Here is a 13,262-nt window from a genome sequence, read left to right on the forward strand (position 1 = left end):
TCACCACAACAGGCGTAGCATGATCGACGAACTTCAGGGGGTTTAGTTGCGCATCGACGACATCGACCGCAAGATCCTTGCGGCCCTCGGCGAGAACGGTCGGGAGAGCTACTCCTCGCTCGGCGCCCGCGTGGGCCTGAGCGTGGCGGCGACCAAGCGCCGGGTCGACCGGCTGCGCGCCGACGGCGCCATCCAGCGCTTCACCGCCGAGATCGCGCCCGCCGCGCTGGGCTGGACGATCGAGGCCTTCGTCGAGCTCTACTGCGAGGGGCGCGTCCCGCCGGCCCGGATGGCCGAGATGGTCAGGACCATCCCCGAGGTCGTCCAGGCCTGGACCGTGACCGGCGAGTCCGACGGGATGCTGATGGTCCGCGCGGAGGACCCCGCGCACTTCGAGCGGGTGCTCGGCACCATCCGCGCCGAGCCGGGCGTCAGCCGGACCCGCTCCGCGATCGTCCTCTCCCACCTGTGAGCGCCCGCTCGACCGAGCCGCCCCGGCCGGAGGGGCCCGACCTCGAGACGCTCGTGCGCCGGCTGCGGGCGGCGGGCTGCGTCTTCGCCGAGGAGGAGGCCGCCCTCGTCCTCGAGCAGGCCGGCGGCTCGGCCGACCCGGCCGCCGAGGTCGAGCGGATGGCCGCCGAGCGGGAAGGTGGCCTGCCGCTGGAGCAGGTGCTCGGCTGGGCGGCGCTGGCCGGGGTCCGGGTCGCCGTCGAGCCCGGCGTCTTCGTGCCGCGGCGGCGTACGGAGCTCATGGTCGCCACCGCGGCCGGGCTCGCGTCGGCCCTCCCCGCCGACCGTGAGGTGGTGCTCCTCGACCTCTGCTGCGGCTCCGGCGCGGTCGCCGCGGCGCTCGTCCACGCGCTCGGGGGCCGGCGTACGCAGGTCGTCGCCGCCGACCTCGACCCGGCGGCCGTGCACTGCGCCCGCCGGAACCTCCCCGTTGCCACCGTGCTGCGCAGCGACCTCTTCGACGACCTGCCCGCCGACCTGCGGGGCCGCGTCGACGTCCTCACCGCCAACGTCCCCTACGTCCCGAGCGCGGCGCTGGCCCTGATGCCGCGCGAGGCCCGCGAGCACGAGCCGCGCCTCGCCCTCGACGGCGGGGACGACGGGCTGGCCGTGCTCCGCCGCGTCGCGCAGGCCGCGCCCGCCTGGCTCGCGCCGGGCGGGAGCGTGCTCGTGGAGACGAGCGAGGAGCAGCTCGAGGCCGCGCTGGCGACGTTCCGCGAGGCCGGGCTGGACGCCGCCGCCCGCCGCGACGACGACCTCGGCGCGACCGTCGTGCTCGGCACCCGCCGACCCTCGACGGCCGCGACCGCTCAGCAGGCCCGACGGTAGGCTCGCCGGGTGGACCAGCCCGGGAAGACCCCTGCCCCCAGCGGGACGCGTCGCATCCGGCTGGGCGACTTCGCGCGCGCCAAGCGCGAGGGCCGGCGCTGGGCGATGCTCACCAGCTACGACCAGTACACGGCCTCGATCTTCGACGACGCCGGCGTCTGGGCCCTCCTGGTCGGCGACTCGGCGGCCAACAACGTCTTCGGCCACGAGACCACGCTCCCGCTGACCGTCGAGGAACTGCTGCCGCTCGCCCGCGCGGTCTCGCGCTCCTCCCGCCGCGCGTTCGTGGTCTCCGACCTGCCCTTCGGCACCTACGAGGAGGGCCCGGCCCAGGCCCTGCGCACCGCCGTCCGCTTCATGAAGGAGGGCGGCGCCCACGGGGTCAAGCTCGAGGGCGGCGTCCGCGTGGCCGAGCAGGTCCGGGCGATCACCGACGCCGGCATCCCCGTGATGGGCCACATCGGCTTCACCCCGCAGAGCGAGCACCAGCTCGGCGGCTACCGCGTGCAGGGTCGCGGCGAGGCCGCCGACCGGCTGCTCGCGGACGCGCACGCCGTCCAGGACGCGGGCGCCTTCGCCGTCGTCCTCGAGATGGTGCCGGGTGACCTGGCCACCCGGGTGACCGCCGAGCTCTCCATCCCCACCGTCGGCATCGGGGCCGGCCCCGGCTGCGACGCCCAGGTGCTCGTGTGGCAGGACGCGATGGGCCTGCGCACGGCCGGCACCGCGCGGTTCGTGAAGCAGTACGCCCAGATGGCCCAGGTCCTCGAGCAGGCCGCCGCGACCTACGTCGACGAGGTCGCCAGCGGCGCTTTCCCGGCCGCCCAGCACACCTTCGCCGACAGCCCCGTGCAGGCATGAGGGTCGCGCGCAGCATCGGGGAGCTGACCGGCCTCCGCGCCGAGGTGCCCGCGGGGCACCGGGTCGGCTTCGTGCCCACCATGGGAGCGCTCCACGCCGGCCACGCCTCGCTGGTCGAGCAGGCCCGGGCGCTGACCGAGACCGTCGTCGTCAGCATCTTCGTCAACCCGTTGCAGTTCGGTCCGAACGAGGACTACGCCCGCTACCCCCGCCCGCTGGAGACCGACCTCGAGCGCTGCGCCGACCTGGGCGTCGACCTGGTCTTCGTGCCCTCGGTCAACGACCTCTACCCCTCGGGGCGCCAGGTGAGCGTGAGCGCCGGGACGATGGGCACTGTGCTCGAGGGCGCCGCCCGTCCCGGCCACTTCGACGGCGTGCTGACCGTCGTGCTCAAGCTGCTCAACCTCGTACGCCCGCAGGTCGCCCTCTTCGGCCGCAAGGACGCCCAGCAGCTGGCCTGCGTCCAGCGGATGGTCGTCGACCTCAACCTCGACGTGCGCGTCCTCGGCGGCGAGACCGTGCGCGAGCCGGACGGCCTGGCGCTGTCCAGCCGCAACGTGTTCCTCAGCCCGACCGAGCGGGCGCTGGCGATCGACCTGGCCACGGCCCTCGAGCGGGCGGCGGCACAGGACACGCTGACCACGGCGCTCGGCGCCGCCCACGCGGTGCTCGACCGCGCGGGCCTCGACCCCGACTTCGACCTCGACTACCTCGCCGCGGTCAACCCGGAGACGTTCGCCGAGGTGGCCTCCGACGCGGGCGGCGAGGTGCTGCTCGTGGCGGCGGCCGTGGTCGGCGGCACGCGCCTGATCGACAACGCGACGCTGCACCTGCGCGAGCCGGTCGACCCGCCCGCGGTCCCCCGCCTGCCCTCGCCGCGCTGAGCGGACCGGGACCCCTCCTCCGGCGATGACGGACCTCGAGGCCGCGGCGCGCGAGCTGTACGCGCTGGCGCCCGAGGAGTTCGTCGCCGCGCGCACCCGGCTGGTGCGCGAGGCCCGCGCCACGAAGGACCGGGCGCTGGCCACCGAGATCGGTGCCCTGCGCAAGCCCACCCGGACCGCGTGGCTGGTGAACGCCCTCGCGCGTGACGACCCGGACGCCGTCGACGCGCTGATCGGGCTCGGCGACGAGCTGCGGACGGCGCAGGAGGCGCGCGACGGCGCCGCCCTGCGGGCGCTCTCGGCGCGACGGCGTACGGCGATCGACGCGCTGGTGCGCCGGGCGGCGGCGCTGGGCGAGGAGGCGGGGCAGCCGCCGACGGAGGCCACGACCAACGAGGTGGCCCAGACCCTGCAGGCCGCGCTCGGCGACCCGGGCGTCGCCACGCAGGTGCGCGAGGGCCGGCTGGCCGGGGCGGCGGTCTACGGAGGGTTCGGAGGGCCGTCGGAGGACGCGGCGGGTACGTCGGACGGCGGCGACCTCGCGGCCCTGCTCGCGGCGTCGATGCCGGGCGCTAAGGGCGGCGGCAAGGGCGGCGCGGAGCAGGAGCGGGACGACGCCGAGGAGCAGGCCCGGCGCGAGGCCGAGGAGCGGCGGGCCGCGCTGGAGCAGGCCCGCGACGAGGCCCGTACGGCGCTCGACGACGCCCAGGACGCGGCCGACCGGGCTACCGAGGCCGCCGACGCCGCGGCCGAGGAGCTGGACCGGCTGCGCGACGCGCTCTCCCGCGCCGAGGACGCCGAGCGCGAGGCCCGCGCGGCCGCCCGGGCCGCCCGCGACGAGGTCCGCGCCCGCCGGGCGGAGGCCGACGAGGCCGAGCGGGCCCTGCGCGACGCGGAGTAGGACGGCAGGCCCCGCTCAAGGGGCGTCGCCGGGCGGCCCCTGCAACTCGAGCACGTACGCGACGTGGGCCCGGAGGCGGTGGCCCTCGGCGAAGCGGGGGTTGTCGAACGCGCTGTGGAAGGAGAGCCCCAGGCGGCGCATGACGGCGGTCGAGCGGACGTTCGCGGGGACGGTCATCGACCAGACACGCTCCTCGCCCCGCTCGCGCGCCAGGCGCAGGCCCTCGCGCGCGGCCTCGGTCGCGTACCCGTGCCCCCACGCCTCGCGCACCAGGCGCCAGCCGATCTCCCACTCCCCGGCGCCCGGCGTCCCGGGCGGCATCGGGTTGAGCCCCGCCCAGCCGAGGAACCTGCCGTCAGCGCGCCGCTCGAGCGCCCACAGCCCGTGGCCGCGCTCGGACCACACGGCCACGAGCCGGTCGAGCAGCAGGTCGCTGCCCGCGCGGTCCAGCACGGCGGGCAGGTGCTCCATGACGGCGGGGTCGGCGTTCATGGCGGCGAAGGCCGGCCGGTCGGCGTCGGCCCAGGGCCGCAGCCGGAGCCGTGGCGTGAGGACCTCGTCGGGCCCTGCGCTCGCGGGCGCGGTGAAGACCACGACGAACCGCTCGAAGACCAGCTCCGGGTCCTCGCCGAGGGACGTCCCCGTGGCCTCGGACACGCGTCGGAAGAAGGCGCGGTGCGCCGCGACCCACCAGTCGCGCGTGCGGTCGCCCTCGCCCTCGTCGCGGGCGAAGGCGTCGTCGACGCTGCTGAGCGGACCCACGCGGACCTCGGTCGTGCGCAGCACCGCGACCGGCGTGCCGTCGCCGCGCACCACCACCGCGTGGTCGCCGACGGAGGGCGGCGGCGGGTGCTCGTCGTGCTCCGCGAGCGCGCCGGCGGTCGCCCGCTTGGTGCCGGCGAGCACGAGGTCGGCGAGCTCGTCGGCCATCGCCGCGGAGTCGCCGAAGGCGAAGACGTCGGCCGGCTCACCGGGCACCCCGGTCGCGCTGCGGAAGCTCTCCCAGAACGCCGCGACGGCGGCCCGGTCGGGTTCGGCGGCGGCGTCCACGAACCCACCGTAGGGGGGACCGGTACCCCTAGGCTTTGCGCATGACGTTGCGGTGCGCGGTGGTGGCCAACCCCACGAAGCTGAGCGACGCCGACGCCGCGCAGGTGCGCGAGCGGCTCACCTCGGCGGGCTACGACGAACCCCTCTGGCTCGAGACGAGCAAGGACGACCCGGGACGGGCGATGACCCGGCAGGCCGTCGACGCCGGCGTCGACCTGGTGCTGGCCGCCGGGGGTGACGGGACCATCCGCGTGGTGGCCGCGGAGCTGGCCGGGACGCAGGTCGCGATGGCGATCATCCCCGCGGGCACGGGCAACCTCCTCGCCCGCAACCTGGGCGTCCCGCTGGACGTCCAGGGCGCGCTCGACATCGCCCTGGGCATCGACGAGCGGCGCATCGACACCGTCGTGCTGCGCGTGGACGGCGGCGAGCCGGACCGCTTCGCCGTGATGGCCGGCACCGGGCTCGACGCGATGATCATGGACGGCGTCGACGAGCGGGTGAAGAAGTTCATCGGGCCCGGCGCGTACTTCATCTCCGCGGGCAAGGCGCTCGGCCGCCTGCCCGTGCCGGTCCAGGTCACCGTGGACGGCCGCAAGCACAAGCGCAACGCGATCATCTGCCTCATCGGCAGCTGCGGGACCCTCACCGGCGACCTGCGCCTGATCCCCGACGCGCAGCCCGACGACGGCCTGATCCACCTCTACGTCGCCTACCCGACGCGGTTCACGCACTGGCTCAAGGCCTTCGCGCGCCTGGTCACGCGGCGACCGCGCAAGGACGACCACGTGCACGTCTGGGCCGGCCGCAAGATCGAGATCCGGCTGCAGGACAAGGACGCGTACGAGCTGGACGGCGACGTGGAGGGCGAGGGTTCGCTGCTGCAGGCCGAGGTCGACCCCGGGTCGCTGCGCATCCGCGCCTCGGCCGCGCATCAGTTCGACCGGGGCACCGCGAAGTCCTCCTGACGGGCGCGGCCACGGACGACCTAGGCTCGCTGCCCTGCGGCACGGAGAGGAGCAGGACATGGCGCTGACCGTGACGGTGACGGGGGCCTCCGGGTTCGTCGGCTCGCACCTGTGCCGGGCGCTCGAGGAGGCCGGGCACACGGTCCGCGCGATGACGCGCCACCCCGAGACCTACGACGGCGCCGGGGAGCCGGTGCACGGCGACGTCTCCGACCGCGACAGCCTGCGCGGCGCCCTCGAGGGGGCCGACGCCGCCTACTACCTCGTCCACTCCCTCGACCGCGAGGACTTCGAGGACGCCGACGCCGAGGCGGCGCGCGACTTCAGCGCGGCGGCCGCGGCGGCCGGCGTGCGGCGGATCGTCTACCTCGGCGGGCTCGGCCGGGAGGACACCGACCTGTCCGCGCACCTGCGCTCGCGCCGCGAGGTGGAGCACCTGCTCGGCGGCGACGGGGTCCCGGTGACCGTGCTGCGCGCCGCGATCGTCGTCGGCCACGGCGGCATCTCCTGGGAGATCACCCGCCAGCTCGTCGACCACCTGCCGGCGATGGTCGTGCCGCACTGGACGACGACCCGGACGCAGCCGATCGCCCTCGTCGACGCGGTCGCCTACCTCGTCGGGGTGCTCGAGCCCGCGGAGGCCGAGGGCCGGGTGTTCGAGATCGGCGGCCCGGACGTCCTGACCTACGCGCAGATGATGCAGCGGGCATCGAAGGTGATCAAGAACCGGCCGCTGCCCATGCTCGCCGTCCCGCTGCTCACGCCGCGGCTCTCGTCGCGCTGGCTGTCCTTCGTCACCGACGTCGACCTCGAGACGGCGCGCAACCTGATCGACTCGATGAGCAACGAGGTCGTGGTCACCGACGACACGATCAAGCGGGTCGTGCCGCGCCGGCTGCTCGGCTACGACGACGCCGTGCGCGCCGCCATGGCCGAGCGCGAACGGGCCCTCTCCGGCTCGACGAGGGACTGACCCCCCGGATGACGCGCAGGAGCACCGCGGCGCGCGACGCCCGCGCCGAGAGCCGCCGTGCCCGGCTGGCCGCGCGGGCCGTCGGCGTCGTGCGGCCCGTCCTCATCGACAAGGTCGAGCGCGACCACCGCCAGAGCGACGCGCAGTTCCTGCGGCGGCGCTTCGTGGTCGCGGGCACCCTCGTGGTCGGGGCCACGCTGCTCGGCCTGTCCTTCTCGACCGAGCCCGGGGACCCGTCCTTCTACCCCCTGACCGTCGGCCTCGCGGCCACCTGGGTCGTCGGCAGCCTCCTGTCCGGACCCCTGCACCTCGGCCACATCGTGCTCGGCAGCCGCGTGCGTCGCCCGGTCGTGACACCAGTCGCCGTCGGCCTGCTGCTCGCCGGGACCTTCGTGGCCGGCGGCCTGGTCATCCGCGAGATCCCGGTCCTGGCCGGCTTCACCAACGACGTCCTCGGCTACGCCAAGGCGGGCAGCCTGTGGCTCGTCGCCGTCATCACCCTGGTCAACGGGGTCGCCGAGGAGCTGTTCTTCCGCGGCGCGCTCTTCGCCGCCATCGGCGTGCGCCACCCGGTCGTGATCTCGACCGTGCTCTACGCGCTCGCGACCATCGCCGGCGGCAACCCGGTCCTCGTCTTCGCCGCCGCGATCCTCGGCCTCGTCACCGGTCTCCAGCGCCGCGCGGGCGGCGGCGTCCTCGCCCCGGTCCTGACCCACGTCACCTGGTCGATGACCATGCTCTTCGTGCTGCCGCTGATCTTCCGCTGACCGGCGAGGACGCCCCTACTGACCGCGGTAGCGCGTCTCCTGGACGTTCTTGGTCCGGCTGCGCTGGGCGTTGCTGATGATCACGAGCACGACGGTGAGCACGCCGGCGATGATCAGGATCGTGCCGAGCACGTCGTCGTCGACGTAGGGGATGTTGCCCGTCCACGCGAACTCGATGACCGCCCCGAGGACGATCAGCAGGACGCCGGTTCCGATTCCCATCGTCCCAATCTAGGTGCGGACGCTGTGGGCGCCGCTCACGCGGACTTCTTCTCGGCCTTCTTGGCGGGCGCCTTCTTCTTGGGCGCGGCCTTCTTGGCCGCCGCCTTCTTCTCGGGCGCCTTCTTCCTCGGCGGGGCCTTCGCGGGCTCCTTCGCCTCGTCGTCGCCGGACGCCGCCGCCCGCTTGGCCCGGTTGGCCTCGACGCTGCGCCGGAGGGCCTCGACGAGGTCGATCACGTCGGCCGGGTCGTCGCCGTCGCCCTTCTCGCCGAATGTCTTGGCCGTGTCGAGCGCGTCGCCCTGCTCGAGCTTGGCGGCGACGAGGGTGCGCAGCTGCTCCTGGTAGTCGTCGGTGAACGACGCCGGGTCGAAGTCGCCCGACATGTTCTCCACCAGCGAGGCCGCCATCTTCTTCTCGTTGTCGGCGACCTTCGGCGGCTTCTTGACCGCGTCGAAGTCGGCCTCGCGCACCTCGTCGTCCCAGAGCAGCGACTGGAGCATCATCACGTCGCCGTACGCGCGCAGCGCCCCGAGCCGGGTCTTCTGCCGCAGCGAGAACTGCACCACCGCCGTCCGCTCGGTCTCGCGCAGGGTGTCGAGCAGGAGCGCGTACGCCTTGGCCGCGTTCGCGTCCGGCTCGAGGAAGTAGCTGCGGTCGAAGCGGACCGGGTCGATCTGCTCGCTCGGCACGAACTCGACGACCTCGATCTCGCGGCTCCGCTCGACGGGCAGCGCCTTAAGGTCGTCGCCGGTGAGGACGACGGTGGTGCCGCCCTCCTCGTACGCCTTGTCGATGTCGGCGTAGTCGACCGTCTTCCCGCACACCTCGCACTTGCGCTCGTAGCGGATGCGCCCGCCGTCGGCGTCGTGCACCTGGTGCAGGCTCACGTCGTGGTCCTGCGTGGCGCTGTAGAGCCGGACCGGGACGTTCACCAGGCCGAACGTGATCGCCCCGATCCAGATCGCTCTCATGCGCCCTCCACCACTCCGCTCAGCGCACCGCGTGCGCACCCTTGTAGGGCAGCTCGACCGCGGCCTTCGCCACCCGCTTGCCCGGCGCCGCCACACGGCTCCCGTCGGGGTAGATACCCGACTTCGACGTCGCCAGCACGAAGGTGGCGTGCGCGGCCGCGTCGCCCAGCTCGAAGAGCGCCTGCGCGTTGACGTTCGAGACGTCGTCGCAGGCCTGGTGGTAGCAGGGGTCGTACGCCTCGCCGGCGGTGCCGCCGTAGGTCGCCGCCTCCGCCTCGGTCTTCTCGCCCTCGGCCCCGCTGAACAGGCCGCCGGCCGGGATGCCGGCCGCGATGAAGGGCCCGTAGTCGGAGCGGCCGTCGAAGGCGGTCGGCTCGGTCTCGAGGCCCTGCGAGGCGAAGTAGTCGTCGAAGATCTTCTCGATGCCCGCCGAGCCGGCCGGACCGGCCTGCGGGGTCTCCGAGCCGTCACCGTCGTAGACGAAGCGCACGTAGTTGGGCGAGCCCAGCATGTCGAAGTTCAGGTTGGCGTAGATCTTCGAGATCTGCTCCGGCGAGAGCGAGGCGACGTACGCCTCCGAGCCGAGCAGGCCGGCCTCCTCGGCGCCCCAGAAGGCGAAGCGCACCTGGCGCTGGAGCTTGCCCTTCTTGGTGTAGCCGAGCTTCTTCATCTGCTCGGCGATCTCGAGGATCGTCGAGGTGCCGCTGCCGTTGTCGTTGATGCCCGGGCCCTCGAGGACCGAGTCGAGGTGCGCCCCGACCACGACCGTGGTGCCGGTCCTGCCCTTGGGGGTGTCGGCGAGGACGTTCTTGGTCGTGGCGATCTCGCTCCGGGTCGAGGTCGTGACGCGGACGCTCACGGCCCCGTCGTCGACCTGCCCGGCGAGCGCGGCGCCGGTGGCGTAGCTGACGCCGACGACGGGGATCGTCACCGGCGTCCCCAGCGTCACGCCGGTGAGGAGCTCGTCGCGCCCGGGCTGGCCCTCGTTGAAGAGGACCACGGCGTCGTAGCCGGCGGCCTGCGCGTTCTCCACCTTGACGGCGAAGTTGCACGTCCCCCGCTGCACGAGCGCCACGGCCGGACCGCTCGGCGCCGCCGGGAAGTCGCCCGGCTCGCAGCCGGAGGCGCTCGACGGCTCGGCCGCCGGCGGGATGACCGTCCCCCCGGCCACGACCAGGGTGCCGGTCACGTCGCCGCTGCCGGAGTACTCGACGGTCGCGGACTCGTAGGCGCCCGCGGTCGGGCTGACCTCGCTGAGCGAGGACGGCGCCAGCTCCTCGTACGTCGGGAACTCGAAGGTCTGCGTCTTGACCTTGAAGCCCGCCTGCTTGAGCTTCTTGGTCACGTACTTCACCGAGGCCTCGTAGCCGGCGGTGCCGGAGGCCCGGTTGCCGTCGTTCTTGGTGGCGATCGCGTACAGGGCGCGCTCGTGCTCGAGGATGCCGTTGACCGTCACCGCCTGGCGGAGCTTGCCGGAGTCGACGGTGTTCAAGGCGGCGGCGGGGGTCACCGGCGCGACGAGCGCGGCGACGCCGAGGGCGGCCAGGGTGGCGAGCAGGGGCTTCTTCACGAGCGGCTCCGGTCTGCTGGGCGGGGTGTGCGACGCATCCTGGCAGGGCGGACGACGCTTGGGAAGAGGGTGATCTTGGTCGTGCACGACCAAGATCAAGAGCCTATCTAAGCAAGATCGGGCGGTCGCCCCATGCCGCGGCGCCGCCCGGCGTTAGGGTCGCGCATGGCCAGAGCGGCGCCCGGCAGGTCCGCGGGCCAGAGCGTGACCGTCGACGGCCGCACGCTCAAGCTCACCAACCTCGACAAGGTCCTCTACCCCTCGACGGGCACGACCAAGGGCGACGTCCTGGCCTACTACGCCGAGGTCGGGCCCACGATGCTGCCGCACCTGTGGCAGCGCCCGGCGACGCGCAAGCGCTGGCCGGACGGGGTGGAGGGCACCACGGTGTTCTTCGCCAAGGATCTTGCCGCCGGAACCCCGGACTGGGTGCGCCGCTACGGGATCGACCACCGCGACCACACGAACGACTACCCCGTGGTCGACGACGTCGCCACGCTCACCTGGATCGCCCAGCTCGCGGGCCTGGAGATCCACGTGCCCCAGTGGCGCTTCGCCGAGGACGGCACGCCGCTGAACCCCGACCGGCTGGTCCTCGACCTCGACCCCGGACCGGGGGTCAGCATCGCCGAGGTCGCCGAGGTCGCCCGCGCGGCCCGCGCGGTCCTGCGCGACATCGGCCACGACCCGGTGCCCGTCACCAGCGGCAGCAAGGGCATCCACCTGTACGCGCCCCTGGACGGCGACCAGACGCCCGAGCAGGCCTCGGCGCTGGCCCGCGAGCTGGCCCGGGCGCTCGAGGCCGACGCCCCGGACCGGGTGATCAGCAGCATGAGGCGCAGCGAGCGCGACGGGAAGGTCTTCGTCGACTGGAGCCAGAACAACGGCGCCAAGACCACGGTCTCGCCGTACTCGCTGCGCGGCCGCGCCGAGCCGACCGTGGCGGCGCCGCGCACCTGGGAGGAGCTCGACGACCCCGGGCTCGCCCAGCTCTCGTACGCCGACGTCCTCGCCCGCGTCGCCGAGCAGGGCGACCTGCTGGCCGCGCTCGCGCCGGCCGGTGCTCCCCGGCCGGCGGGCCGGGACCGCCTCAGCGCCTACCGCAGCATGCGCGACGCGGCGAGGACGCCCGAGCCGGTGCCGGCGACGCCGCCGCGACCCACGGCCGGGCCCGGCGACCCGATCTTCGTCATCCAGGAGCACCACGCCCGCGCGCTGCACTGGGACTTCCGCCTGGAGCACGACGGCGTGCTCGTGAGCTGGGCCGTGCCCAAGTCGCCCCCGAGCGACCCGAGGAGCAACCGGCTGGCCGTCATGACCGAGGACCACCCGATGGAGTACGCGACCTTCGAGGGCGGGATCCCGCGTGGCGAGTACGGCGGCGGTCAGGTGAGCATCTGGGACTCGGGCACCTTCACGCTGCACAAGTGGCGCGACGGCAAGGAGGTCATCGCCACCCTCCAGGGCCGCCCGGACGGCGGCCTCGGCGGCGGGCGGCGCTCGTTCGCCCTCATCCACACCGGCCGCGGCGGGGGCAAGCAGGAGCGCAACTGGCTGATGCACCTGATGGAGGCCGAGCCCGACTACCTCGAGCCTGCCGGCCCCCTTCGACAGGCTCAGGACACCGCTTCGACAGGCTCAGGGGACGTGGTCGAGCTTCCTGAACCCGCCGGACCGGGCCGAGGAACGCTCCCTGAGCCTGTCGAAGGGCCTCGACGAGGTCGGCCTTCCTCCCCGCAACCCGGTGAGCCGATCAGCTCGATCGAACCCGCCGAGGACTTCCCCGACGAGATCGCGCCGATGCTCGCCACGCTGGACAGCGGCGAGCACTTCGGGCCCGAGGAGGGCTGGGCGTTCGAGATGAAGTGGGACGGGGTCCGGGCGGTCGCCTACCTCGCCGGAGGCCGCGTACGCCTGCTCAGCCGCAAGGGCCGTGACGAGTCGTCGACCTACCCCGACGTGGCCGAGCCGCTGTCCCGGCTCGACGTGCGCAGCGCCGTGCTCGACGGCGAGGTCGTCGTGACCGACGCGTCCGGGCGGCCCGACTTCGGGCTGCTGCAGAACCGCATCAACCTCACCCGGGGCACCGACATCGAGCGCGCGGCGCAGCGGTGGCCGGCGCAGCTGATGGTGTTCGACGTCCTCGAGCTCGACGGCGAGTCCCTCCTCCAGCGCCCGTACGCCGAGCGCCGCGAGCTCCTCGAGGGCCTCGGCCTGGACGCCCTCGGCGACCGGGTCCACGTCCCGCCCGTCTTCGAGGGCGACCTCGAGGCCGCGCGCGCGATCAGCCGGCAGCTGCGGCTCGAGGGCGTGGTGGCCAAGCGCACCGACTCCGTCTACGCACCCGGGCGCCGCGGCCGGACGTGGCTCAAGATCAAGAACTTCCTGACCCAGGAGGTCGTGATCGGCGGCTGGCGACCCGGCCAGGGCGGTCGGAGCAGCACGTTCGGGTCCCTGCTGATGGGGATCCCCGGGACCGACGGCCTGCAGTACGTGGGACGGGTCGGGTCCGGCTTCGACGCCAGGAGCCTCGACGACCTGCAGCGCCGCCTCGAGGAGCGCGCCCAGGCGACGCCCTCGCTCGTGGGCGTGCCCCGGGAAGACACCCGGGACGCGCACTGGGTGGTGCCCGACCTCGTCGGCGAGGTCACCTACGCCGAGCTGACCGGCCCCGGTCGCATGCGGCACCCGGTCTGGCGCGGGCTGCGGCCCGAGAAGGACGCGGCCGAGGTGGTCTGGGAGCGCCCGTCCTGACTG

The 13,262-nt window shown here is 74.1% G+C and carries 13 protein-coding genes; 9 read left to right on the forward strand and 4 right to left on the reverse strand.

What is annotated here, in order from left to right:
• Window positions 1-46 precede the first annotated feature (46 nt).
• From BLU42_RS16005 to BLU42_RS16025, 5 genes are read left to right on the forward strand one after another with little or no spacing between them, the layout of a single operon-like run.
• Complete coding sequence (locus BLU42_RS16005; protein ID WP_197680474.1) at window positions 47-472, forward strand: Lrp/AsnC family transcriptional regulator; 426 nt, start codon at window positions 47-49, stop codon at window positions 470-472.
• Window positions 469-1,338, forward strand: coding sequence for a putative protein N(5)-glutamine methyltransferase (locus tag BLU42_RS16010; RefSeq protein WP_091076519.1), 870 nt, complete (start codon window positions 469-471; stop codon window positions 1,336-1,338). Before BLU42_RS16005 ends, BLU42_RS16010 begins: the two co-directional genes overlap by 4 nt.
• Before the next feature lie 9 nt (window positions 1,339-1,347).
• Entirely contained in the window at window positions 1,348-2,199 is an 852-nt protein-coding gene (gene panB, locus BLU42_RS16015; RefSeq protein ID WP_091076524.1) for a 3-methyl-2-oxobutanoate hydroxymethyltransferase, read from the forward strand.
• A complete protein-coding gene (gene panC / locus BLU42_RS16020) occupies window positions 2,196-3,083 on the forward strand; it encodes a pantoate--beta-alanine ligase (protein ID WP_091076528.1) in 888 nt (295 codons plus the stop codon). Before panB ends, panC begins: the two co-directional genes overlap by 4 nt.
• Before the next feature lie 25 nt (window positions 3,084-3,108).
• Entirely contained in the window at window positions 3,109-3,984 is an 876-nt protein-coding gene (locus BLU42_RS16025; RefSeq protein ID WP_091076531.1) for a hypothetical protein, read from the forward strand.
• Window positions 3,985-3,999: 15 nt separating this feature from the next.
• On the opposite strand, the gene BLU42_RS16030 is transcribed toward BLU42_RS16025, so the two are convergent.
• The gene (locus BLU42_RS16030; RefSeq protein WP_197680475.1) at window positions 4,000-5,034 is read right to left on the reverse strand and encodes a GNAT family N-acetyltransferase; all 1,035 of its coding nucleotides are present in this window, start codon (window positions 5,032-5,034) and stop codon (window positions 4,000-4,002) included.
• Window positions 5,035-5,075: 41 nt separating this feature from the next.
• Between BLU42_RS16030 and BLU42_RS16035 the strand changes: the two genes are divergently transcribed.
• The 3 genes from BLU42_RS16035 to BLU42_RS16045 are packed head-to-tail and all read left to right on the forward strand — an operon-like array spanning window position 5,076 to window position 7,742.
• Complete coding sequence (locus BLU42_RS16035) at window positions 5,076-6,002, forward strand: diacylglycerol/lipid kinase family protein (RefSeq protein WP_091076533.1); 927 nt, start codon at window positions 5,076-5,078, stop codon at window positions 6,000-6,002.
• A gap of 58 nt (window positions 6,003-6,060) precedes the next feature.
• Window positions 6,061-6,975, forward strand: coding sequence for an NAD(P)H-binding protein (locus tag BLU42_RS16040; RefSeq protein WP_197680476.1), 915 nt, complete (start codon window positions 6,061-6,063; stop codon window positions 6,973-6,975).
• Window positions 6,976-6,983: 8 nt separating this feature from the next.
• A complete protein-coding gene (locus BLU42_RS16045; protein ID WP_091076536.1) occupies window positions 6,984-7,742 on the forward strand; it encodes a CPBP family intramembrane glutamic endopeptidase in 759 nt (252 codons plus the stop codon).
• A 15-nt stretch (window positions 7,743-7,757) separates the two neighbouring features.
• On the opposite strand, the gene BLU42_RS16050 is transcribed toward BLU42_RS16045, so the two are convergent.
• From BLU42_RS16050 to BLU42_RS16060, 3 genes are read right to left on the reverse strand one after another with little or no spacing between them, the layout of a single operon-like run.
• Window positions 7,758-7,964 carry a DUF6458 family protein gene (locus BLU42_RS16050; protein ID WP_091076541.1) on the reverse strand — a complete coding sequence of 69 codons (207 nt, stop codon included), beginning with the start codon at window positions 7,962-7,964 and terminating at the stop codon, window positions 7,758-7,760.
• 35 nt (window positions 7,965-7,999) lie between these two features.
• The gene (ku, locus tag BLU42_RS16055) at window positions 8,000-8,935 is read right to left on the reverse strand and encodes a non-homologous end joining protein Ku (protein ID WP_091076545.1); all 936 of its coding nucleotides are present in this window, start codon (window positions 8,933-8,935) and stop codon (window positions 8,000-8,002) included.
• A 19-nt stretch (window positions 8,936-8,954) separates the two neighbouring features.
• On the reverse strand, window positions 8,955-10,505 hold the full coding sequence (locus BLU42_RS16060; RefSeq protein ID WP_091076548.1) for a M20/M25/M40 family metallo-hydrolase: 1,551 nt from the start codon (window positions 10,503-10,505) through the stop codon (window positions 8,955-8,957).
• 165 nt (window positions 10,506-10,670) lie between these two features.
• Here BLU42_RS16060 and BLU42_RS16065 point away from each other — a divergent pair, with 165 nt between their 5' ends.
• The gene (locus BLU42_RS16065; protein ID WP_091076552.1) at window positions 10,671-13,259 is read left to right on the forward strand and encodes an ATP-dependent DNA ligase; all 2,589 of its coding nucleotides are present in this window, start codon (window positions 10,671-10,673) and stop codon (window positions 13,257-13,259) included.
• The last annotated feature ends 3 nt before the right edge of the window (window positions 13,260-13,262 follow it).

The sequence above is a fragment of the Microlunatus sagamiharensis genome, assembly GCF_900105785.1.
In the GTDB taxonomy this organism is placed as follows: domain Bacteria; phylum Actinomycetota; class Actinomycetes; order Propionibacteriales; family Propionibacteriaceae; genus Microlunatus; species Microlunatus sagamiharensis.

Excerpts from the sequence above, each read along its gene's own strand:
- BLU42_RS16065 (WP_091076552.1), top strand. The coding sequence starts at position 10,671 with ATGGCCAGAGCGGCGCCCGGCAGGTCCGCGGGCCAGAGCGTGACCGTC.
- BLU42_RS16035 (WP_091076533.1), top strand. The coding sequence starts at position 5,076 with ATGACGTTGCGGTGCGCGGTGGTGGCCAACCCCACGAAGCTGAGCGAC.
- BLU42_RS16025 (WP_091076531.1), top strand. The coding sequence starts at position 3,109 with ATGACGGACCTCGAGGCCGCGGCGCGCGAGCTGTACGCGCTGGCGCCC.
- ku (WP_091076545.1), bottom strand. The coding sequence starts at position 8,935 with ATGAGAGCGATCTGGATCGGGGCGATCACGTTCGGCCTGGTGAACGTC.
- panC (WP_091076528.1), top strand. The coding sequence starts at position 2,196 with ATGAGGGTCGCGCGCAGCATCGGGGAGCTGACCGGCCTCCGCGCCGAG.
- BLU42_RS16050 (WP_091076541.1), bottom strand. The coding sequence starts at position 7,964 with ATGGGAATCGGAACCGGCGTCCTGCTGATCGTCCTCGGGGCGGTCATC.
- BLU42_RS16040 (WP_197680476.1), top strand. The coding sequence starts at position 6,061 with ATGGCGCTGACCGTGACGGTGACGGGGGCCTCCGGGTTCGTCGGCTCG.
- BLU42_RS16045 (WP_091076536.1), top strand. The coding sequence starts at position 6,984 with ATGACGCGCAGGAGCACCGCGGCGCGCGACGCCCGCGCCGAGAGCCGC.